The sequence below is a fragment of the [Clostridium] hylemonae DSM 15053 genome (assembly GCF_008281175.1).
In the GTDB taxonomy this organism is placed as follows: domain Bacteria; phylum Bacillota; class Clostridia; order Lachnospirales; family Lachnospiraceae; genus Extibacter; species Extibacter hylemonae.
Genome location: NZ_CP036524.1, coordinates 3,325,064 through 3,346,901 on the forward strand (window position 1 = coordinate 3,325,064; position 21,838 = coordinate 3,346,901).

General features: G+C 49.7%; 17 protein-coding genes. 7 read left to right on the plus strand and 10 right to left on the minus strand.

Annotated features, from left to right (window positions below):
• Window positions 1–20: 20 nt before the first annotated feature.
• Window positions 21–1,670: an ABC transporter substrate-binding protein gene (locus LAJLEIBI_RS15650; protein WP_050765507.1), complete on the minus strand. Its 1,650-nt coding sequence runs from the start codon at window positions 1,668–1,670 to the stop codon at window positions 21–23.
• 143 nt (window positions 1,671–1,813) lie between these two features.
• On the opposite strand from LAJLEIBI_RS15650, the gene LAJLEIBI_RS15655 reads away from it, so the two are divergent.
• Window positions 1,814–3,448, plus strand: a complete 1,635-nt coding sequence (locus LAJLEIBI_RS15655; RefSeq protein WP_040435017.1) for a PucR family transcriptional regulator — start codon at window positions 1,814–1,816, stop codon at window positions 3,446–3,448.
• Between the two features lie 8 nt (window positions 3,449–3,456).
• On the opposite strand, the gene LAJLEIBI_RS15660 is transcribed toward LAJLEIBI_RS15655, so the two are convergent.
• Window positions 3,457–4,500 carry a 2,5-dihydroxypyridine 5,6-dioxygenase NicX family protein gene (locus LAJLEIBI_RS15660; RefSeq protein WP_040435018.1) on the minus strand — a complete coding sequence of 348 codons (1,044 nt, stop codon included), beginning with the start codon at window positions 4,498–4,500 and terminating at the stop codon, window positions 3,457–3,459.
• Window positions 4,501–5,084: 584 nt separating this feature from the next.
• Here LAJLEIBI_RS15660 and LAJLEIBI_RS15665 point away from each other — a divergent pair.
• Window positions 5,085–7,880, plus strand: coding sequence for a leucine-rich repeat protein (locus LAJLEIBI_RS15665; protein WP_006443117.1), 2,796 nt, complete (start codon window positions 5,085–5,087; stop codon window positions 7,878–7,880).
• Between the two features lie 237 nt (window positions 7,881–8,117).
• On the opposite strand, the gene LAJLEIBI_RS15670 is transcribed toward LAJLEIBI_RS15665, so the two are convergent.
• The 8 genes from LAJLEIBI_RS15670 to LAJLEIBI_RS15705 form a co-directional block, all read right to left on the minus strand.
• Window positions 8,118–9,167 (minus strand): zinc-dependent alcohol dehydrogenase family protein, encoded by a 1,050-nt coding sequence (locus LAJLEIBI_RS15670; RefSeq protein WP_006443118.1) that lies wholly within the window; start codon window positions 9,165–9,167, stop codon window positions 8,118–8,120.
• A gap of 9 nt (window positions 9,168–9,176) precedes the next feature.
• The gene (locus tag LAJLEIBI_RS15675; protein ID WP_006443119.1) at window positions 9,177–10,127 is read right to left on the minus strand and encodes a transketolase family protein; all 951 of its coding nucleotides are present in this window, start codon (window positions 10,125–10,127) and stop codon (window positions 9,177–9,179) included.
• Window positions 10,128–10,129: 2 nt separating this feature from the next.
• The gene (locus LAJLEIBI_RS15680; RefSeq protein ID WP_006443120.1) at window positions 10,130–10,972 is read right to left on the minus strand and encodes a transketolase; all 843 of its coding nucleotides are present in this window, start codon (window positions 10,970–10,972) and stop codon (window positions 10,130–10,132) included.
• A 34-nt stretch (window positions 10,973–11,006) separates the two neighbouring features.
• Complete coding sequence (locus LAJLEIBI_RS15685; protein WP_006443121.1) at window positions 11,007–11,774, minus strand: GolD/DthD family dehydrogenase; 768 nt, start codon at window positions 11,772–11,774, stop codon at window positions 11,007–11,009.
• A gap of 33 nt (window positions 11,775–11,807) precedes the next feature.
• Complete coding sequence (locus LAJLEIBI_RS15690) at window positions 11,808–12,848, minus strand: NAD(P)-dependent alcohol dehydrogenase (RefSeq protein ID WP_006443122.1); 1,041 nt, start codon at window positions 12,846–12,848, stop codon at window positions 11,808–11,810.
• A 168-nt stretch (window positions 12,849–13,016) separates the two neighbouring features.
• On the minus strand, window positions 13,017–14,021 hold the full coding sequence (locus tag LAJLEIBI_RS15695; protein WP_040435019.1) for a sugar ABC transporter substrate-binding protein: 1,005 nt from the start codon (window positions 14,019–14,021) through the stop codon (window positions 13,017–13,019).
• 77 nt (window positions 14,022–14,098) lie between these two features.
• Window positions 14,099–15,094, minus strand: a complete 996-nt coding sequence (locus LAJLEIBI_RS15700; protein ID WP_006443124.1) for an ABC transporter permease — start codon at window positions 15,092–15,094, stop codon at window positions 14,099–14,101.
• A 4-nt stretch (window positions 15,095–15,098) separates the two neighbouring features.
• Window positions 15,099–16,601: a sugar ABC transporter ATP-binding protein gene (locus LAJLEIBI_RS15705; protein ID WP_040435020.1), complete on the minus strand. Its 1,503-nt coding sequence runs from the start codon at window positions 16,599–16,601 to the stop codon at window positions 15,099–15,101.
• Window positions 16,602–17,054: 453 nt separating this feature from the next.
• Between LAJLEIBI_RS15705 and LAJLEIBI_RS15710 the strand changes: the two genes are divergently transcribed.
• The 5 genes from LAJLEIBI_RS15710 to rhaD are packed head-to-tail and all read left to right on the plus strand — an operon-like array spanning window position 17,055 to window position 21,816.
• Entirely contained in the window at window positions 17,055–17,996 is a 942-nt protein-coding gene (locus tag LAJLEIBI_RS15710; RefSeq protein WP_147570489.1) for a 1-phosphofructokinase family hexose kinase, read from the plus strand.
• Window positions 17,997–18,021: 25 nt separating this feature from the next.
• The gene (locus tag LAJLEIBI_RS15715; RefSeq protein ID WP_040435025.1) at window positions 18,022–18,627 is read left to right on the plus strand and encodes a class II aldolase/adducin family protein; all 606 of its coding nucleotides are present in this window, start codon (window positions 18,022–18,024) and stop codon (window positions 18,625–18,627) included.
• Between the two features lie 25 nt (window positions 18,628–18,652).
• Entirely contained in the window at window positions 18,653–19,477 is an 825-nt protein-coding gene (locus LAJLEIBI_RS15720; protein ID WP_006443129.1) for a DeoR/GlpR family DNA-binding transcription regulator, read from the plus strand.
• Between the two features lie 17 nt (window positions 19,478–19,494).
• Entirely contained in the window at window positions 19,495–20,961 is a 1,467-nt protein-coding gene (locus LAJLEIBI_RS15725) for a rhamnulokinase (RefSeq protein ID WP_006443130.1), read from the plus strand.
• Between the two features lie 42 nt (window positions 20,962–21,003).
• The gene (gene rhaD / locus LAJLEIBI_RS15730) at window positions 21,004–21,816 is read left to right on the plus strand and encodes a rhamnulose-1-phosphate aldolase (RefSeq protein WP_006443131.1); all 813 of its coding nucleotides are present in this window, start codon (window positions 21,004–21,006) and stop codon (window positions 21,814–21,816) included.
• Window positions 21,817–21,838: the final 22 nt, after the last annotated feature.

Here is a 21,838-nt window from a genome sequence, read left to right on the forward strand (position 1 = left end):
CAGCTCCTTTACAATACTGACTATTTGTCCACAAAGTGCATCCCTTTCAGGCTATACTGATATCCCATTACAGGTACAACGCTTTCCCCCTTCTTGGCCCGTTCTGCCGCTTCCCAGTAAAGGTAGCTGCTCTGATATGCGTGCGTCTCAACGAGTTCAAAGAGAGGAACCGTTGCATAATCTTCCATGATTATCTTCTGTGCTTCCTCATATTTCTTCAGCCTTTCTTCTCTGTCGATCGTAGATATGGCGTCATTGATAAGAGCATCCGCCTTCTCATTACTGTACCAGTCCATACTCTCCCAGCTGCCCACCTCTTTTGTAAGATAGGAGGCAACCAGCTGTGAACCGGCCTCAGAGTAGCTTGGCGTCGTCAGTATCGTACCACTGTTCGGCGACTGTTCCGGTGATGCCGCACTCTCTACCAGTGTAAGCCACGGCACCTTCTCTACATTCACATCCAGTCCGATCTTGGCCGCGTCCGACTGTATGAGCAGCGCCAGCTTCTCCCGGTCTGGCGTCTCAGCTACCCAGTATATCGTATAATCGAGATCGTCAAGCTCATCATAATATTTTGATTGCTTTAATTCCTCCTCTGCCTTCTTGATATCATAATCATAGGTCAGCTTCTCATCGAGAGAACCTGCCAGCACACGGGTGACCGGTCCGTCCGCCACCTCTGACCCCGGGAATATAGATTCCACCATATTGGCCCTGTCGGCAAGATAAGCCATGGCCTTGCGGAAATGGATGTCGTCTGTCGGCGCTTTCTTATTATTCATCGTAAGATACATCATGCTTCCGCCAAAGAATTTCATCAGTTCTATCCCGTCCATCTTCTCCATCTCAGCGTAGGATTCCATCGGCTGGAATGCATCTGTGATCTCCACTTCCTGCCTTGACATCATCGTCCTTACCGTCACAGATTCAGGAGATACCATGAATTTAAATCCTTCCGGGCTTCCCTCCTCAAATGTCTCAAAATAGTCCTTGAACTTCACACCTGATACATGGTCCCCCGACGCATATTCCGTCACCTGGTACGGGCCGCTTCCGGCGTCGTGTTCATTCAGGTAAGCCTTGCCGTAATCCTTATACTCCCCATAGCTTCCGTCTTTCAGATGATCCATTACATCCTTCTCGCTCACGATATAAAGTCTTACAAGCGTGGAGAGAAATGGGCCAAAAGGTTCGGACAGTGTAAACTGCACCTGTGTATCATCTAATGCCTTCGCCTCTTTTACCTTATCCTGGAAGAGATATGCAAATCCCTCGCCGATCGTAATCAGACGGTTCATGGAAAATACCACGTCAGACGCCTTCACCGGTTCCCCGTTGTGAAACTTAGCATCATCTCTTAGATGAAATACCCACGTAAGGCCGTCATCCGACACGGTCCAGTCCGACGCCAGAGACGCTTCTGTATCTCCGTCATGGGTCGGGACTACGAGCGAGTCATAAATATTCGGAAATATTGCCGTAGACACCTCGTCTGAACCGACTGCAGGATCCAGATACGGCGTATTGGTGAACATCATACGTACGATCTTATCCGGGTTCGCAGATGCACTGTTCTTTGTCTTATCTGAACTGTTCTTTCCCCCAGAACAGGCGCCAAGCATCGTTACACACATGGTAAGTATCAATAAAAAGCTTATTTTCTTTTTCATAGTCTTCCTCCTTTCGCTTCCAACTTTTTCCAATTTCATTTATTTTACATTCATTGCAATCATTAAATAATTATGTTATAACGTATATACTATCCATTTTATATCCTAATTCATAAACCAAACATGTAATCGAGGTGTTAAGATTGGAAATACAAGTATCAGACTGTCTGGCTGTCTCTGCGCTGAAACACGCCTCTGTAGCCGCGGGAAGCAAAGGTCTTGGCCGGACCGTCTCTGCTATCTCCGTACTGGAGACAACAGATGTGGACGATATAGAACCCTCTTTTTTAACGAGTGGTGAACTTCTTATCTCCACTCTTACTTCTATACGCTATGATACCGGCAAGCAGTGTGCCCTTTTGTATGAACTGGACAAGGCGGATACTTCTGGTCTTATCTTATTTTATGTTGGGAAGATTCTGCCCGGGCTTGATGCAGACTTTTTAAGAATCGCCGATGAGCTGGCCTACCCGATAATTACCATCTCCCCGGAGGGGCCTGCGCTTTTTACCGATGTCATTCACGACATTGCCAATTACATCTTTCAGAGAACTTTAAATGACGAACTATCCCTGCCCGAACTTCTGATCGACTTTAATGCCTCCGACAGCCAATATGGTGATCTGGGGCTGCTATTTAACGAGATCGGCCGCTGTTACAGGGGGCTGATGATACTGCTCGACGACAAATACCGCCTTATGTGCTGTACGCCCAACAGCTTTCTCACAGATACCGGCCTGTCAAATGAAACACTCGTACATAATATCATGCACTGGTACCGCAGCCTGTACTTTGGTAAACATCCTGCTTCATCCATAATGACAGACCAATATAGACACGATACCGGTACAATATTTACCGTCAACAGCTGCCAGATCCCGCTTAAGGACACCTCCTGCCGGCTGCTGTTCGTCACAGAGCGGGAAGATATCTCCTACCTTTTCATGAACATGCTCACACAGACCATCCGCAGTTATATATTAAAACGCGAAGATTCTTTTCATGCCTCCAGGGAAGACGACCTGCTTAGCGCTCTGTTTACCAGCAATTACGAATATTGTGACTATCTGGCTTCAAAACTCAATATCTCGCTGGAACAGATATCGTCCATGTGGGTCATCTGCCCTGGCGCAGATGATAATGCTTACCCGGATCTGCTGCTTTCCCAGCGCACGAAGACAATTCTCTCCTATTGCCTGAAAGCAGTGGCAGATATGATAAGACCGGTGCATTATGGTTTTTATCAGGGGGCCTGGATCCTTCTTTTTGATAAAGCGCTTCCTTCCTCTGATCTTTCGTATGCTGCCTCGCTTTTCTTAAAAGAACTGAACATGTGCTTTACCGGAAGCCCTCTCTTTCTCTATGACCGGCTTTCTTCCTATAAAAAAATTGCCGCGGCCTATCAGCTCATTGACAATATACGGGATATTGCCTGCAAGGTGTATCCGTATGCCGAATACTATACGCTGTCGCACATCTTCTTTCTGGATACGTGCCAGTCCTGCCTGAATCATATGGCGGACTCTGATTTTCCGTCCTGGCCGCTCGTGCTTGAACCTCTCAGGGATGACGAATCTCTCATATCCATACTGGAGACCATGATTCTGGACACACAGATGGATGTAAAGAAAAGCGCCGGGCTTCTCTACCTGCACCGCAACACGATCTACTACCGGCTGAAAAAGATCCAGTCCATACTCGGCTATGATCCGTTTTCGGCTCCGGGTATCAGTAATATATCCATTTCTCTTGCGCTGCGGCGGATACTGCAGCCGTAGGGTGCAGACTATTTCCCAAGCTTTTCAGCCAGTTTGTTAAGCTCCGGATCGATGACCTTGCCTTTATCTGTGATCTGTACTCCGTCGAGCCATACAGATGTGTTCAGCGTAATGCCGTCTGTATGTGACGGCGCCGGTACACCGTCCGGCGGCGCGAGGAAGCTTCCGATGGCGCCGAAGCCCCATTGGGTGCAGCCCCATACTCTTTCGTCTTCCCCGTTCTGGCCGCTGATTTTTGCTCCCGGATGGAAGCCATAGCATACGTGCGCAGGACGCAGCATCTGTGGATGGTTAAAGCTTCTCAAGTTATCCTCCCACTCTTTTCCTGCTCTTCCTCCGTCAACCTTTACGATAACGCCTTTTTCAATATACACCTTCACCGGCGCCGTCAGCACGCCGATCTGCGGGACGAGAGACGCGTCAAATACAAGCACTCCGTTAATACTGTCAAGTATCGGTGTCCAGGCGATCTGGCCGCTGAGCATCGTCGTTCCCGGCTTATCCCAGTAGCCCGTCTCACCGCGTACCGGCCAGTCCGGGTTATTGTCAAATTCAATATCCTGTCCCAGCTCAGATGTCATACGGATATGCTTTGCCTTCTTTGTCTTCTCCGCCACCAGCTCAACAAAGTCTCTCAATGCCCGCTGGTCTACCCTTCCGTACAGACGGACAAATACATCCGTCGTCGTTCCCGGAAGCGCCAGATATCTTAGTTTCGGATTCCCCCGCACCGCTTCTTCATACGTTTTGGAATAGAGAAAATATTCCCGGTTGAACTCAAGCCATGCATCCGCTTTCAACAGCGCCCCCAGTATGGACTCCGAAGGCAGAAATCCGTCCACCATCTGTCCGGGGCCAAGAGGAGAGGCCGTCCAGATGACCATAGGTTTACCGCCCACCGCGAAAGCAGCCTTGGCAACCTCCGTCACAAGACGCAGATCACTCTCCGTATCAGCCGTCAGCACAAGCGTCTCGCCTTCCTTCAGCTTACACGTCTCCCTGATCAAGACCTCCGCAGCTTTACTTAATTCGATTTCGTACATACGTGACATACAATACACCTCCATTTTTAAACATCTGCTGGTTACCGGCAAAACGCAGCCTGCTGCCCGTATACAAAAACATCCGGGTAAAAAAATGGCTATTGCAAACTTATTTTTGCAATAGCCCCGCTGCTTTTTGTTAAACAAAGGATATCATTATGTCATAACTTTCACAATATACCCCATTACAAATATCTGCCTACTTATTTGTAATTCAGCACAATTCTGTATTTAATATATTACTATGTCTAATTATTAATTAAATTAAAAATATTAATTTAATTATTCATATAATTATATCTTTACATCAGCCCTCTCCGCACCATACCGCTTTTCCCACCGTCAACCACATCATTATTTCTCCCTAACCCCCTCAAAAACCGACTTATGCCAAGTGAACGGAAAAGCAAAAAGCGTCAACTTTTTTCTTACTAAATCTTCTATTCCAGTTTGCATTTTGGTGTGCTATACTGTTCTTAATTATAGAATAGGATATGGCAGGGCGCCGGCAGTTCTCCCGCGGGCACGCCCTTTTACCGGCGGATGCGGCAGATCGAAACAGTTTCATCCGTTTTGACTAAGGAGGGATCTACATGAAAAAAACAAGGAAAAGTATACTGGCATCGCTGATGGCGGTGATGATGCTGTTCTCGCTCATGCCGGCCACGGTGTTTGCCACCGGAGCGGATAGCGCGTCTGCAGGCTGCATCACAGCGTTTGCGGAGGTGAAGGGAATCACCGCCACGGTGGGCACGGCGCGGGAGGCGCTGGCCCTGCCGAAGTCACTTACCACCACGGCCGGCGGGCCGGGCGTCGTCACAGAGGAACCTGTTGCCGTACCCGTGGAAAGCTGGGTCTGCGAGGGCTACGATGCGGCTGCGGCGGGCAGCTACATCTTTATCCCCGCGCTGGGGGAACTGCCGTTCCCGCTGGGCGAAGGCGTGCAGCCGCCCACAATCACCGTCACGCTGACAGAAGCATCCGAAGGGGCCCCCGACATTATAACCTCTGAACAGCAGGCGGGCGAAGCGCGGGTCATCACGGGCTTTGCGGCGAGGAACGGCGCACGGGAAAAACAACCCGTAACCGCAACGGTGGATCTGACCGGCTATAATTCTTTTAAGGCCGCGGTAGAGGCGCAGCTTACTTCGCTGCCATACGACGAGATTACCACCCTGACAATAACCATGAAAACCACCGGCAGCGTATGGACGAGCGACGATGGGGTTTATTTTGGAGAGACCTTCCCAAATGTGACCGAACTAGATTTGGGGAACTTTACAGGTAGGTTTGGGGCGTATGCGTTTTTAAGCAGCGACGTGGAGAAAGTGCGTCTGCCGGAGAGTGTGCAGGTTTCATACGAGATGTTCTCTGGCTGCTCCAGCCTGAAAACCCTGGTGTGCGGCCCCGCGAATACGAATCCTTTTAAAGAGGAGGGCGTCATCGATTTGTCCGGAGCGGCCTCGTTTAGGGATGGTGCGTTTTCCTTTAGCGGCGTGGAGAAAGTGCGCCTGCCCGCTGATGTGGCGATTTCTAACGGCATGTTTTCTCACTGTGAGAACCTTGCCACCCTGTCTGTGGCAGGCAATACAGGCGAGCCGAACGTGATCGATCTGACCGGCTTTATCAAAACCTACGGTGATCGTTCTTTCAGTTACTGCACTTCTATCACAAAAGTAAAGCTGCCCTCTGCCGTAGCGATTTCTGACAACATGTTCTATGGCTGTGAGAACCTTGCCACCCTGTCTGTGGGTGACAATCCATTAAAGACGGATGTGATCGATCTGACCGGCTTTACCGCAACCAACGGTGGTCGTTCTTTCCGTTACTGCACCTCCATCAAAATGGTAAAATTGCCCGCTGATGTAGCGATTTCTGAGGATATGTTCTCTTACTGTAAGAACCTTGCCGCCCTGTCTGTGGGCGACAATCCATTAAAGACGGATGTGATCAACCTGACCGGCTTTACCAAAACCTACCACAGCAGTGCCTTCCAGGGCTGCACCTCCATTAAAAAGGTAAAACTGCCCGCTGATGTGGCGATTTCTAACAACATGTTCTATGGCTGTAAGAACCTTGCCACCCTGTCTGTGGGTAACAACCCGGCAGAGACGAACGTGATCGACCTGACCGGCTTTACCCAAATCTACGGCAGTGGTGTCTTCCAGGGCTGCACCTCCATCAAAAAGGTAAAGCTGCCCGCTGATGTGGCGATTTATGACAAAATGTTCTTTGGCTGCGACAGCCTTACTACTCTGTCTGTGGGTGACAATCCAGGCAGACAGGGTGTGATCGATCTGTCCGCCTTTTCTGCAACCTGCGGTAATTCTGCCTTCCAGGGCTGCACCTCCATCAAAGTGGTAAAGCTGTCCGCTACCATAACGATTTCTAACAACATATTCGATGGCTGTAAAAGCCTTACCACCCTTTCTGTGGGTGACAACCCAGCAGAGACGGACGTGATCGACCTCAGTCATTATGCAAAAAACACCTGTGGCTCTGGGGCTTTCTTCGGCTGCACTTCAATCAAAAAGGTAAAACTGCCCGCTGATGTAGCGATTTCTATCGGCATGTTCTTTGGCTGCGACAGCCTTACCACTCTGTCTGTGGGTGACAATCCAGCAGAGACGGGTGTGATCGATCTCAGTGATTATGCAAATAACACCTATGGCAGAAGTGCCTTTCAAAACTGCACCTCCATCAAAGTGGTAAAACTGTCCTCTGCTGCGGGGATCTCTGACCTTATGTTCTATGGCTGCGGCAGCCTGGACATGCTGATGTTTTACGGCACGGCAGCGCCCGGCGTGGGGATCAATGCTTTCACCGGCGTAACCGAGGGCGGCACACTGTATTACCCGCGAGGCGGCATGAGATACACGCCGGGGACGTTTGGTGAAAGCGACTTTGCAACCTGGAGATTTGCGGAAGCCTTCGGCCCGGAGATTGCAGCCCAGCCGTCCGAGCAATCAGGAAGAGTGGGAGAAACCGTGACCTTCGCGTTTGGGGTGAATGGGGCGCCGCTCGCTTTCCAGTGGCAGTGGTCGGCCGATGGCATAAACTGGGCGAATCTTGCGGACGGCGGCGGGTATGCGGGCACAGCCACCGATATGCTGGTCATCGACAATTTGCAGCAGGAGCAAAACAGGCTTCGGTTCCAGTGCGTGGCGTCCAACACCGGGGGTTATGGCCCGGATATCACATCTGAAGCCGCGGCTTTGACGGTGAACGCTGCCACGACGCTGCAGCCGCCATCTACACCGTACGACAAGGCAGCCCCCGGCAACCCTCAAACCGGCGACCTCTTTGACCCGCGGCCCTATCTTCTTCTGATGCTTTCGGCGCTGGCAGGCTGCGCCTCCCTGCTGCGCTATCGCAGGAGAAGTGCATAGGGTATCAATTCCTGCCATAACCGAATACGTTTCAGAAAAGCCACCACGGTTTGTAAACCGTGGTGGCTTTGTTAGTTTTCTATGAACTTTTGCCGAAGGGGGCATCGTTTTGCCCTAAAAATGTACGGAATAGTAAAAGGACATTTTTTTGTCCTTCAGGAAAGGAGGCGAACGAAATCGGTAAGCAAATCCCCGTCATGAATCACTCGCACTACCGCCGCTCGCGGAATAAAGATATTACTCCTCAACGTTTGGATGCAGGATCACCTTCAATGTCCCCGGCCCGCCTTTTGCGGCCAGCGCGATGCCTTTGTCGTAATCGTCAAGCGGCATCTCGTGTGTCACAAGGTCCTTCACCTGCACTTTGCCCGACTCCAGATATTCCAGCGCCCGCCCAAAGCAGTGTGTCTGCGCCCACGTCGGAATGAGCTGTATCTCGTGAAGATACCAATACTCCGGGTCAATGGCCCATTTCGCACCGGCATGCGGCATGGCGAACATCATAAACTTGGCTCCCATCTTGCCGAACTTGATCATACTCTCCATGACATCTACATTTGCCGTCGTATCTACGAGCACGTCAAATCCCTTTGGAGCGATCTCCCTGAGCTTTGCCTCATGCACGCCCGGGTCGTTTCTGTCCATGAGGATCGTTTCTTTGCATCCGTACTTTTTCAATATATCCAGCTTATCCTGGCTCGGTCCGCAGACTACTACCCGGTTTGCATTGGAATGCATCAGCAGCTGGATCAGAATGATCCCTGTAGGCCCGCATCCGTACACGAGCACGTCATCCCCGAACTGAACCTGGACACGGTCCATGGAATGAACGGCACATGCCGTAGGCTCGGCAAATATCGCCTCATTAAAGGACAGATTGTCACTGATCGGGAATACTTTGTCCGCATTGACAACGACATACTCCGCAAAGCCTCCCGGGCCGTTGCATCCAAGTGAGTAGAAGTTCTCACAGTAGAGCGGCTCGTCTTTTCTGCAGTAATAGCAGTCATCGCACAGCACTGTATTATCGGCCGTCACACGGTCTCCTACCTTAAACGTCTTGACGTCACTTCCTACCTTGCATACATATCCCGCAAATTCATGTCCGTTAAGCAGCGGGAACTCTGCCAGAAATCCTCCGCCTGCCAGCGCCACGTCGGCGCCTTTGCATATTCCGCAGGACATCACTTTTATGAGCACCTGGTGAGGCGCTGTCTCCGGAACCGGCACTTCCGTGATCTCACAGTGGCCGGGCCTGTCGTACACATTTGCTTTCATCATTTCCATATTGGACACCTACTTTCTATTTTTCAGAGCAATTGCTTCTTTTGCTTTTGCAGCTAACTTCTCCGGCGTCAGGCCGTATTTCACCATGAGCGCCTCCGCAGTTCCGGAATGTCCGAACACGTCTTCCACACCGTGTTTTACGACCGGTACCGGGCACGTTTCTCCTATGACTTCCGACACCGCCGCGCCGAGCCCGCCGATGATATTGTGCTCTTCTGTCGTCACGATCGCGCCGGTCTCTTTTGCAGCCTTTACAATGATCTCTTTATCTATCGGCTTGATCGTGTGAAGGTCAATGACTCTCGCCTCTATCCCTTCCTCTTTCAGAAGCGCAGCCGCTTTCAGCGCTTCCTGCACCATAAGGCCTGTGGCAATGACCGTCACGTCACCGCCGTCTTTTAACTGGACCCCTTTTCCGAGTTCAAACTTATAGCCGTCCGCACTGTCTGTCACACACTCCACGCCGGAGCGTCCGAGCCGCAGATAACACGGTCCGTTATAACCTATCATTGCCTTTACGGCTTCCCGCGTCTCGTTTGCATCACTTGGGCAGATAACTGTCATCCCCGGGATCGTGCGCATGAGACTCAGATCCTCGATACACTGATGTGTCGCTCCGTCCTCACCAACCGACAAGCCTGCATGTGTACCTACAACTTTAACGTTCAGCCCCGGGTATGCGATAGAATTCCTTACCTGGTCATAGATCCTTCCCGCCGCAAACATGGCAAATGTATGGCAGAACGCTGTCTTTCCGGATGCCGCGGCGCCGGCAGCCATACCGGCCATGTTGCACTCCGCGATGCCCGCGTTAAAGAAACGTTCCGGATACTTCTCGGCAAAATAGCAGGACATCGTACAGATCGTAAGGTCTGCGTCAAATACCATTATCTTCTCGTCAGCCCCGAATTCACACAGAGCTCTCCCATAAGCTTCTCTCGTTGATACTACATTTCCCATGATTACACCTCCAGTGATGCGATAACTGCATCTATCTCACTAAATGCCTGACTGAACTGTTCTTCTGTCGGGGTGCTGCCGTGGAATTTTACATTGTTTTCCATAAATGACACACCTTTTCCTTTTACTGTCTTTGCGACAACCACCGTCGGCCTGCCTTTTACATCCGCCGCCTCGTCGACCGCGCGCGCGATCTGCCCGTGGTCATGACCGTCAATGGTGATCACATTCCACTTAAATGCCCGGAATTTATCCTCGATCGGGTAAGGAGACATTACTTCTTCCACCGTACCGTCGATCTGCAGGTTATTGTTATCCACAAACACAGTCAGATTGTCAAGTCCGTAATTTCCTGCCGCCATGGCAGCTTCCCAAACTTGCCCTTCCTGGATCTCACCGTCGCCCAGCGCAGCAAATACGCGGTAATCTTTTTTGTCCACCTTGCCGCAAAGCGCCATGCCGACAGCAGCAGATAACCCCTGGCCGAGGGAGCCTGCCGACATATCCACGCCCGGAACTTTCGTCATCTCCACATGGCCGGAGAGATAACTGTCTACGTTTCGAAATGTCATAAGGTCATCCACCGGGAAATATCCTCTGAGCGCCAGCGTCGCGTACATCGTCGGCGTACAGTGTCCTTTGGATAACACGAACCTGTCACGGTCCGGATTCTTCGGGTCTGATGGCTCAATATGCATCTTCTCAAAGTATAAAACTGCCAGTATGTCTGCCACTGAAAAAGAACCGCCTACGTGTCCGGAGTGGGCCGCCTCGATCGCCTCGAGCGCCTTTCTCCTTATCTTTGCCGCTGTCAATGCCAGTTCTTTCACTCTCTTTTCTTCCATCTTAAGAACCTCCGTCTGATTAAGTCATTTACCTTTAGCAGATTGTAAATCCACCGTCAATTACCAGGTTCGCCCCATTGATGAGACTTGCCGCATCACTTGCCAGGAATACCGCGCACGCCGCCACTTCTTCGGGATACCCGAAGCGGTGGGCCGGTATCTTCTTTTTGAATTCCTCTCCCCGCTCATTGTTCCAGTTTTCTTCGCCCATAGGAGTGAGGATGATCGTTGGCGAGATGGCGTTGACATTGATATTGTATTGGGCCATTTCCATTGCAAACTGTTTTGTGGCATAGATGACCGCCGCCTTGGCGCAGCCGTATGTAAGATGTCCTTCCAGCGCAACGACGCCTGCCTGTGATCCCATATTGATGATTTTTCCGCCGCCGTTTTCTTTCATCACTTTCGCGGCAGCCTTCATAAACCGCACCGTACCCGTCAGGTTGATGCCAAGCGTTTTATCCCAGAGCGCTTCGTCGTGCTCAAGCACGCCTTCTACAACTCCGATCCCCGCACAGTTCACAAGAATATCAAGCGAACCGAACCTTTCCACTGTCTGAGCCACACACGCTTCGATCGCCTCTGTCTCTGTGATGTTGCCGGCATATGCCATATAACCGGCGCCGTGCTGTTCCATGTACGCCGGAAGCTCTGCCGGTTCGCTTAGATCAAAGCTCACCACATTGGCGCCTTTTCTCGCATACATTCTGGCGATCTCAAAACCAATACCGCTTGCAGCCCCGGTGACTATAGCTGTCTTTCCTTTAAGGCTGAAGTCTTCATTAAAATTTCTGTAATCCATCTCTTATCATCCTCCATGGTCGTTACCTGTCACTTATTTAATCTTGATCACTGCTTTCACAACCTCGTCTTTGTTGTTGATCGCACAGTCAAACGCTTCCTGGATATCATCAAAGTCAAACTCATGTGTCACAATGCCGGACACGTCGATCATACCGTCCGCGATCGCAGCGATTGCCTGCGGATATATATTTCTGTACCGGAATACAGACTCGATCTTTGCCTCTTTCGCCATGATCTTGGCAAAGTTATATTCTATCTTCTCCTGCGCGGAAATACCTACGAGAACGATAGTTCCGCCGTTCTTTACCATATACGGCGTCTGCTGGATCGTGACCGGTGAACCTGCCGTCTCAAATACTTTGTCTACTCCGGCGCCGCCTGTGAGCTTATCCATTTCCTCCACCGCATTCACTTCTTTTCCGTTAATGACACGGGTTGCGCCGAGCTTCATCGCATAGTCGAGACGCTTTGGAATCACGTCCACAACTGTGATATCCGTTGCGCCGTGGGCCTTGCACGCAAGCAGCGTCACAAGTCCGATGCATCCTGCACCGAGGATCACCACAGAGTCGCCGAGTTTAACGTCTCCCTGGTTGGCCGCATGCATTCCTACTGAAAGCGGTTCCACGAGCGCGCCCTCTTTTGTGCTGATGTTTTCCGGAAGCTTGAAGCACATGTTTTCCGGAAATGCGATATAGTTCTCATAGCAGCCCTGTACCGGAGGCGTTGCCAGAAACTGTACGTCCGGGCAGAGATTGTAGCGTCCCGTCTTACAGAATTCACACTGTCCGCACGTAATGCCCGGTTCAAGCGCCACCTTGTCACCTACTTTAAGATTCTCAACACCTTCTCCCAGTTCAACTACTGTACCGGCACACTCATGCCCGAGCATGAAGTCGCCCTCTACTTTGTAATCTCCGCACCTTCCGTCATGGAAGTAATGTACGTCGGACCCGCAGATCCCCACATACTCAAGTTCAACGAGCACTTCTTTTGCGCCCGCCTTCGGCATCTCGATGTCGCGAATCTCCATTTTGTCCAAATCTGTCATATAAGCCGCTCTGTTTTTCATAGCAAATCACCTGTCCCTTCCTGGATCGTTAAATATTTCTCGATTTTTTTAAGGTTAAATAAAATGTCCCGCATGCGAGACAGCGCACCTTTTTGTATAAAAACTGGCAAGCCATAAGACCTGCCAGTTTTTTACTTTTACAATATACTTTTATTTACTGACATTCTATTATTCTTTAATCTGTCCGTTGTCTTTGTACATCTGGATATATTCGTCAACATTGTCACTTGTGATCAATGGTGCCGGAACATTGTCGTTGATGTCAGTAATTTTCTTGTCGCCTGTCAGAACAGAGTGAATTGCCTCTGCGTTCATTTTTGCCAGGTCGATTGCTGACTGTAAACCTGTAGATGTCATTTTGCCTTCTTTGATCAACAGACAAGCTTCTGCTGTTCCGTCAACGCCGTATGCCAGCATATCTTTAAATTTGTCATTATCTTTTACTACTTCGATCGCGCCTGCCGCCATGTTGTCATTCATAGATACAACTGCGTCGATGTCGCCGTAAGCCTGTACCCAGTCTTCCATGAGTGACATAGCTTCGTCTTTGTTCCAGTTTGCAATGTCTTCTGCAAGGATCTCAACGTCTGGTCTCTTCTCGAAGAATTCTTTCTCCCATGCGTTTCTTCTCTCTGTGCTGTGGAAGTTACCTGCAGGTCCTAACAGAACAACAACTTTTGCGTTCTCAGGAATCTGGTCAACTGCGAGTTCACAGTTTACTTTGGCCTGCTCGTATGGATCAGCGTCGATGGAACCTGTTCCCTCACACTCAACACGTGGGTTTGTTGTGATACATGGGATCCCTGCGTCAACTACCTGCTGGATATAAGGAAGCTGGGCCTCGCCGTTGTTAGCCTGGATGATGATTCCGTCAAATCCGCTGGAGATGGCGTTCTCGATCATTGTGTTTTCTTTTTCGTCGTTTGCTTCGCCGTCAAATACTTCAAGTGTCATATCGTCATAGTTCTCAAATTCAGCCTTCAGCTCATTTGCAAGCCATGCCGCGAATGAATCGGACTGAGCTCTTGCGATATAAGCAACCTTATAGCTGTCTTTTTTGTCCCCTGAATCCTTCTTGTCATCAGAACTTCCTGAGTCTGATTTGCTGCATCCGATCGCCATTGTGGCAACCATTGCCGCGCAGAGTAATACACTTATAACTTTCTTTTTCATAGATAATGTCCTCCTTTTTTTTGCTTTCATATTGTAAAAGTTCTGCACTTAATGCATTCATTTTAATGAGAAAAGTCTTATTTTGCTTCCTCTTTCTTGGCGTCATCTGCCACAAGGATAACTTTTCTCGTCTTCTTATTCTTGGAACGGATGTCCAGTACGACCGCAAACGCGATGATGGCGCCTTTGACTATCTGCTGTACGTAGGAATCCACCCCGGTCAGGTTCATGATATTGTTCAGGAACCCGATGATAAACGCACCTGCAAGAGTACCCATCGTCGTTCCCACACCGCCTGAGAAACTCGTACCGCCGACGATCGTAGCCGTCAGACCTTCCATCTCGTATCCTACCGCGCCGTTTGGCAGACCCGCATTTACACGGCTCATGAACAGCACGCCGGCGATTCCGGCAAACACACCGTTGATTATGTATGTGATGTACTTATTCTTCTTAACATTGATACCGGATGCGATGGCAGCTCCTTCGTTGCCGCCGATGGCATACAGTGAACGTCCGTATCTTGTGTGGTTCATGATATACCAGGTGATGATCGTGATCACGACCATGAATATAATAGGCATCGGTATCGGCCCTACGCTTCCCTGTCCGAATACGGTAAAGTCTTTCAGCTGAAGCAGGTTCTGTCCCTTTGTATAGAGAAGCGCCGCGCCTCTCGCCATGGTCTGCATCGCCAGTGTGGCAATGAAGGCCGGAACATCAAAATGTGTTACAAGCACCGCGTTCACAAGGTTACACAGAACACCGACTACAACGGCCAGCAGAAGCGCCAGCAAAAGAGAACCGGTAGACTGGTAACAGGCGATCGACAGCACGCCTGCAAGCGCCAGCACGGAACCTACGGACAAGTCGATCAGTCCCGCGATAACGAGGAGCATTTCTCCGTATGCTATGATCGTTCCTACCGACAGCTGGCGGGCAACGTTTGTCAGGTTGTTTACGGACAAGAAATTCTCATTCAGCACCGCACATAATATAAACATTGCCAGCAACACAATAAAAATAGAATATTTTTCTACAAACTTACTGTTTTTGAATTTACTTTTATTCATTTTCCTATACCTCCGCTTTTTCTGTGCCTGTCGCAAATCTCATAATAGTTTCCTGTGAGAACTCGTCTCTGTTCAGGCATCCTGTGATCATTCCTTTGTTCATGACATAGATTCTGTCGCACATTCCGATCAGTTCAGGCAGTTCTGACGAAACCATGATGACCGTCTTCCCTTCTTTGACAAGTTCAGTCATCAGTCTGTATATCTCAAACTTAGCGCCAACATCGATACCTCTTGTCGGCTCATCAAGGATCAATACATCCGGATCCCGGAGCATCCATTTTGCAAGAAGGACTTTCTGCTGGTTACCGCCGCTAAGCGCCTGTATGGCAGTCTCTAACGAAGGTGTCTTGACGTTCATCTTGTCGAAATATTCCCCGACGAGCTTTTTCTCTTCTCTTGGATGGCTTCTGCCTCCGTAGATGAATTTGTCAAGACTGGAAATACTCGCATTCTCCATAACGCTTCTTATAGGTACGATTCCATAGCGTCTTCTGTCTTCTGACAGCATGACTACTTTATTGTTGATACTGTCTCTTACTTTCTTGATATGTACCGGCTTGCCGTGCACCTTGATCTCTCCGCCGTCGTACGGGTCCAGGCCGAAGATCGCGCGCATGGTCTCGGTCCGTCCCGCTCCCATGAGTCCCGCGAATCCAACGATCTCCCCCTTCTTTGCATAGAAGTTGATATCTTTGAATACCCCTCTGCTCTCCAGATCCTTGATCTCAAGTATCGGCTCGCCGACAGGTACTTCTTCCTTCGGGTATACATTTTCCATCTTCCGGCCTACCATCAGGGCAATGACCGTATCCAGATCAAGCTCGGAAGCCGGATGTGTCTCCACCACCGTACCGTCACGCAGCACCGTGATATCGTCCGCGATGCGGAACACTTCTTCCATCTTGTGGGATATGTAGATAATGCTTACGCCGCGGCTCTTCAGTTCCGCGATCTTCTCAAACAGTACCTCTACCTCTCTGTTTGTGATCGCCGATGTCGGCTCATCCATGATAACAATATCTGCGTTATTCGAGATCGCCTTGATGATCTCAAGCATCTGAATGTCAGATACCGTGAGCGTCTTGAGCTTCTGTTCCGGGTCATAGGGCAGCTTCTCCTGCTCCAGGAACCTCAGCGTCTCCTTGCGGACCTTTCTCCAGTCTATTTTTCCGATCTTATTTACCGGCAGCCTTCCGAGAAACAGATTCTCTTCGATCGACATCTCAGGAACGTAATTCAGCTCCTGGGCGATCATGGCGATCCCATAGCTTTGTGCCTGGATAGGATTTTTGATCTCCACCGGCTTCTCGTCAATGAATATCTGTCCTGAGTCCGGCTTGTAAAGTCCGTTGATGATTTTCATCAGAGTCGACTTTCCTGCGCCGTTCTCGCCGCAAAGGGCATGTACTGTCCCTTTCCTGACTGCAAAATCGATGTTGTCCAAAGCTTTAACTCCCGGGAAAGACTTATTAATTCCGCTGACACGCATTTTAATATTCTCCACTCTTCTTTCCTCCCTTTCATATACTGCACAGCTTTTACCAAATTTTTGCAAGTTTTACATATTTGTTTTATTACTGTTTATGACCGTTTTTGTTTGAGCTTAAAATGAGCCCAGCATTTTTAACGATTCTATGACAAATATTTTGCATTTATTATGCATTTTGCTTATTATAGGACAAATTATAATATTATGACCCTTGTTTGTCAAGTCACTTTTTTGTCCTTTGACAGTCACTTTTTTATGATTTTTGTTAAAATAGACACCTTTCGTTACATATTTGTTCATATTTAGTTCATAATGTCAACCGCCATACATTTGTTCTTTTTTACTTTTTTATTGTTTTTTATTGTTTTCTTTTTGTTTTTGTGTTATCTTATGCTTAATTTCTTACCTTCTATTGAACATCACCAGTTCAACAGGTATTTATTAAATGTACATAGAAAGGAGTATGTTATGATTCACACCCTTACGCTGAACCCCGCCATTGACAGGATCCTCTACTTGAAAGAGCTGGAAAAGAATGTCACAAACAGAGTCAGGAAGACGACAGACACCATCGGCGGCAAAGGCACACACGTATCCATCAACCTGAAGCTTCTGGGGCAGAACAATAACGCATTCGGCATATGCCACGGCGAAAACGGCAGACAGGTCATCCAGATGCTCTCCGGTCACGGAATTGACGTCCGCTTCAACCATTATATGGAAGAAGGCAAGGAGACACGGACCAACTATCTGCTCATCGAGGACAGTACCGACTGCACCATCGTGGCAGAATCCGGCGTCACACTTTCGGAGAGGGAACTCGACGAACTTCTGGCGACTATGAAGGAAGTGATCCGGCCGGGAGATTACCTTATCTTCTCCGGGGACGCGTCCAATTCCCCCGATCCTTCCATATATAACAAGATCCTGCACACCTTCCGGGAACGGGATCTGAAGTTTTTCCTGGACACAAGCGGCGCTTCCTTAAAGGAATGCATTCAGGAGTCCCCTTATATGATCAAACCGAATCTGGATGAGCTCTCCACGCTGGCCGGCTACGACATCCCCGAAGATGACGCTTCCATCATCCGGGCCATCGATTCCCTTGACAAATACGGTGTGGAGATCACCGCCGTATCACTGGGCGGGGACGGCTCCATCGTCAAAACACCGGAAGGCGTATTCCGCGTGCATCCGCCACAGGTAAAGGTCGTAAACACGATCGGATGCGGCGACTGCTATCTGGCGGGCTTCGTATACGGCCTTTCCCAGGGATATGACATGGAAGAGACTATACGGACCGCGACAGGAGTCTCGGCGGCAACCGCAGAGTCACAGCTGTCTGCCGGCTTTGATACGAGCCGGGCCACGGAACTTAAAAACCAAGTAACAATTGAAAAAATCCGCTGATTATATTAAAGTAAAGGAGTAAAGTATGAGCAATTTATCTTATTATGAAATGAGACAGGAAATGGTAACCGTAGCACGATTGATGTGGGAGCGCAGACTTACGAACGCAGCCGGAGGCAACTTTGCCGTGCGTGTGGATGACAACCGCATTCTCATGTCCCCGTCGCTTATGTCGGAAGAAAAGCACTGTGATATGAAACCGGAAGATTTTCTTCTGATCGATTATGACCAGAACATACTCGAGGGAGAGGGAAGGCTTTCCCGCGAAGGACTGATGCACGTTCTCATTCTGAGCAACTTTAAGGAAATAGAATGCACGATACACGCCCATCCATTCTACTGTATGCCGTTCGTAGCCCAGTGCAAACCGATCCCGAATGTGACGGAAGCCACCATGGGGCGCGGTGAAGTCGGCTGCATCGAATGGACAAAAGCATACTCCGAAGAGCTGAGCAGAAATGTGTACCAGTATTTTGAAGATCACAGGGAACTGGCGGAAAAGAAACCGATCGGAATGATCATGCCAAAGCATGGCGTCGTTGTGTCAGGCCCGAGCATCTATCTCGCTTACAGTATGCTGGAGAGAATCGAATGCGACGCTTTCTGTACCATTACAAAGAACCTCATCTAAATCTTAAATAAGGATGGTATGAAATATGTACAGCCATGAAAGGAAAGCCAAAATCATAGACCTGCTGAAAGCCCAGTCTTCCGTCAGCGTCAATATACTGGCCGATATGCTCCACACGTCCAAGGAGACCATACGGCGGGATCTGAAAGAACTGGAGAGCGAGGGCCTTCTGACGAGAACCCACGGCGGGGCCATAACAAACGGCAATTCCCGCTCGGTCGGGGCGTCGGCAAAGTACGGCGACACGGTACTCAACAACGAGTATCCCTTTGCGCTCCGGCATGTGAGGAATATACCGGAGAAAAAGATGATCGCCCAGAGGGCGGCCGCCTTTATCGAGAACCGGGACACGATCTTTATAGACAACAGTTCCACCACCTTATTTCTCATGGACTATATTCCGAGGGAAATACATCTGACGATCATCACAAACTCGATCAAGGTGCTGCTGGAGGCCGCCAAGCTTGAAAATCCCAATCTGTCACTCATATCGCTGGCAGGGTTCTACAACTGTAATAATTATTCGGTCTACGGCACAAGGACGATCAAAAGCGCGGAAGATTTCTTCCCGAACAAGTCCTTTATTTCCTGTACAGGCGTAACGCTTGAAAACCGGCTTACAGATATCAGCCTCAACGAGGTAGATACGAAAAAAGCGTTAATGTCGAAGTCAAAAGAGACGTACCTGCTGGCCGACCACACAAAGTTTGAGATCAACGGGCCGTTCTATCTGTCTGACTTCGATGCGATCGACTATATCGTAACGGATAAATATGACTATACACCTCAGACCGGCAATAACATACGGACGATCACTTCCAAGAATAATATAAAGATCATCACAAGCTGAGGGAAGGAGGTTCCACATTGAACATACTGGCTTTTGACCTGGGTGCAAGCGGAGGAAAGCTCTTTCTTGCGTCCATCGACGGCGGCAAAGCTTCCATAGAAAATATACACAGGTTTGACAACGTATCCTATCAGATCAACGACTGTCTTTACTGGGACATCATCAATATATATAAAGAAATGAACACAGGGATCAAAAAGGCGGTCGAACTGACCGGAGACAGCATTGATTCTTTTGCCATCGATTCCTTCTCCAACGACTTTGCATTTATCGATGACAAGGGCGCACTGCTCACACCGGTGCGCTGTTACAGGGATAAGCGCACGCAGCGCCACGCCGAAAAGATCTACGGGCGCCTCTCCAGGGAGGAGCTCTACCGGTTAAGCGGCAACCAGAACGCGCTCTTCAACACTTACATGCAGCTCGCCGCCATGTGTGAGGACGGGCATGACTACATATTAAAGAACGCGTACAAGATGCTTTTTATTCCGGACCTGCTCATCAATTTTCTGACCGGAAAGACAATATCGGAATATACACTTTCCTCGGTCAGCCAGCTGTATGATTTTAAAAAGGACGACTGGTGCCAGGAAATACTCGACAGCTATTCCATTCCGCGCAGCCTGTTCGGCACCCTGACAAAACCGGGCACTCTGCTCGGGCGCACACAGGACAGCTACAATAAATATATGGAGACGAAAGGCTTCCCCGTGTCTGTCGTGTGTGAACACGATACGGCCTCGGCCTACCTCTCCTCTCCGCTCACATCAGACTGTGCCCTCATAAGCTGCGGCACCTGGGCGCTCATAGGGACTGAGCTGGACTCCTGTGTCATCACACCGGAAGGCTACCGGGTGAACCTGGCCAATGAGGGCGGTTATGAGGGCCATCACCGCCTGCTCCGCAACGTGATGAGTTCCTGGTTCATCCAGGAGACGAAACGGTACTATAAAGAACACGGAAAAGACTATTCCTTTGAAGAACTCGGAAGTCTCGCCGAAGCCGCCGAACCGTTCGCCTACCTCTTTGACCCGGACGAAGACCTGTTCTACGAACCGGGCAACATGCCGGTAAAGATCCAGCAGTTCTGCATGGAACACTACGGCTCCCGGCCGGAATCTACAGGGGAGATCATCCGCTGCATCTATGAAAGTCTTGCGATGAAGTTTCGCTGGACGATCGAACAGCTGGAGCGCATATCCGGCAGATCACTTCCCGTCATCAATATGATGGGGGGAGGCGCCAAGGCGTCCATGCTCTGCCAGTTCACTGCCAACGCGGCCAGCCGCAAGGTGATCGCCGGTCCGGATGAGGCAACCGCCATAGGCAACATCACAGTGCAGCTCATCTCCACAGGGGCCGCGCAGACACTGGACGAGGCAAAGGAGATCATGCGTTCATCTTATGAGACAAAGGAATATATTCCCCGTGATACGGACCAGTGGAACTTAAAGTACAGGGAATTTTTGAAACTGTTGAAATAATTCAGTCCCGGTGTCCGGTCCGGGAAGCATAGAGGAGCAAATATGAAAAATATATTAGAGTCACCAATCATAACCGAAATCTGTGATATGACAGCCAACATGTACCGTCTCGGGTGGGATGAGAGAAACGGGGGCAATATAAGCTGGCTTCTTGACGAACAGGAACTCGCAGAATACCTGGACCTTTCACAGGTCATCCGCAATATTCCGATAGCGTTTGACGCCGCAGAGCTTGCCGGACGTATTTTTCTCGTAACAGGTACCGGAAAATACTTCAAAAATGTGACCGGGAACCCGCAGGAGAATCTCGGTATCGTCCGCGTGGCTTCAAACGGTACAGAACTGGAACTTCTCTGGGGCTTTGAAGGAGGAGCGCTTCCCACAAGCGAATTCCCCACCCACCTTATGAACCACATGGCAAGACTGAAAGCAGACCCGGAACACAGGATCGTGATGCACTGCCATCCTGCAAACACCATTGCCATGACCTTTGTGCACTCCATAGATGACCGCGAATTCACTTGCACGCTCTGGCAGATGATCACAGAATGCATCGTTGTATTTCCCGACGGTGTGGGCGTCGTGCCGTGGATGGTCTCCGGCACAAACGATATCGGAGAAGCCACAGCCCGGAAGATCAAAGACTGCCGGCTCGTCGTATGGGCACATCACGGCATCTTCGGCACGGGCCGCACGCTGGATGAGGCTTTCGGACTGATAGAGACTGTAGAGAAAGCTGCACAGATCTATATGAAGATCGCCCATCTGGACATCAAAAACACCATACCGAAAGAACAGCTGAAAGCGCTCGCCGAAACCTTCCATGCAGTACCAAGAGAAGGCTGGCTTGATTAAAACCAAAAAGGAGGACGAGAGT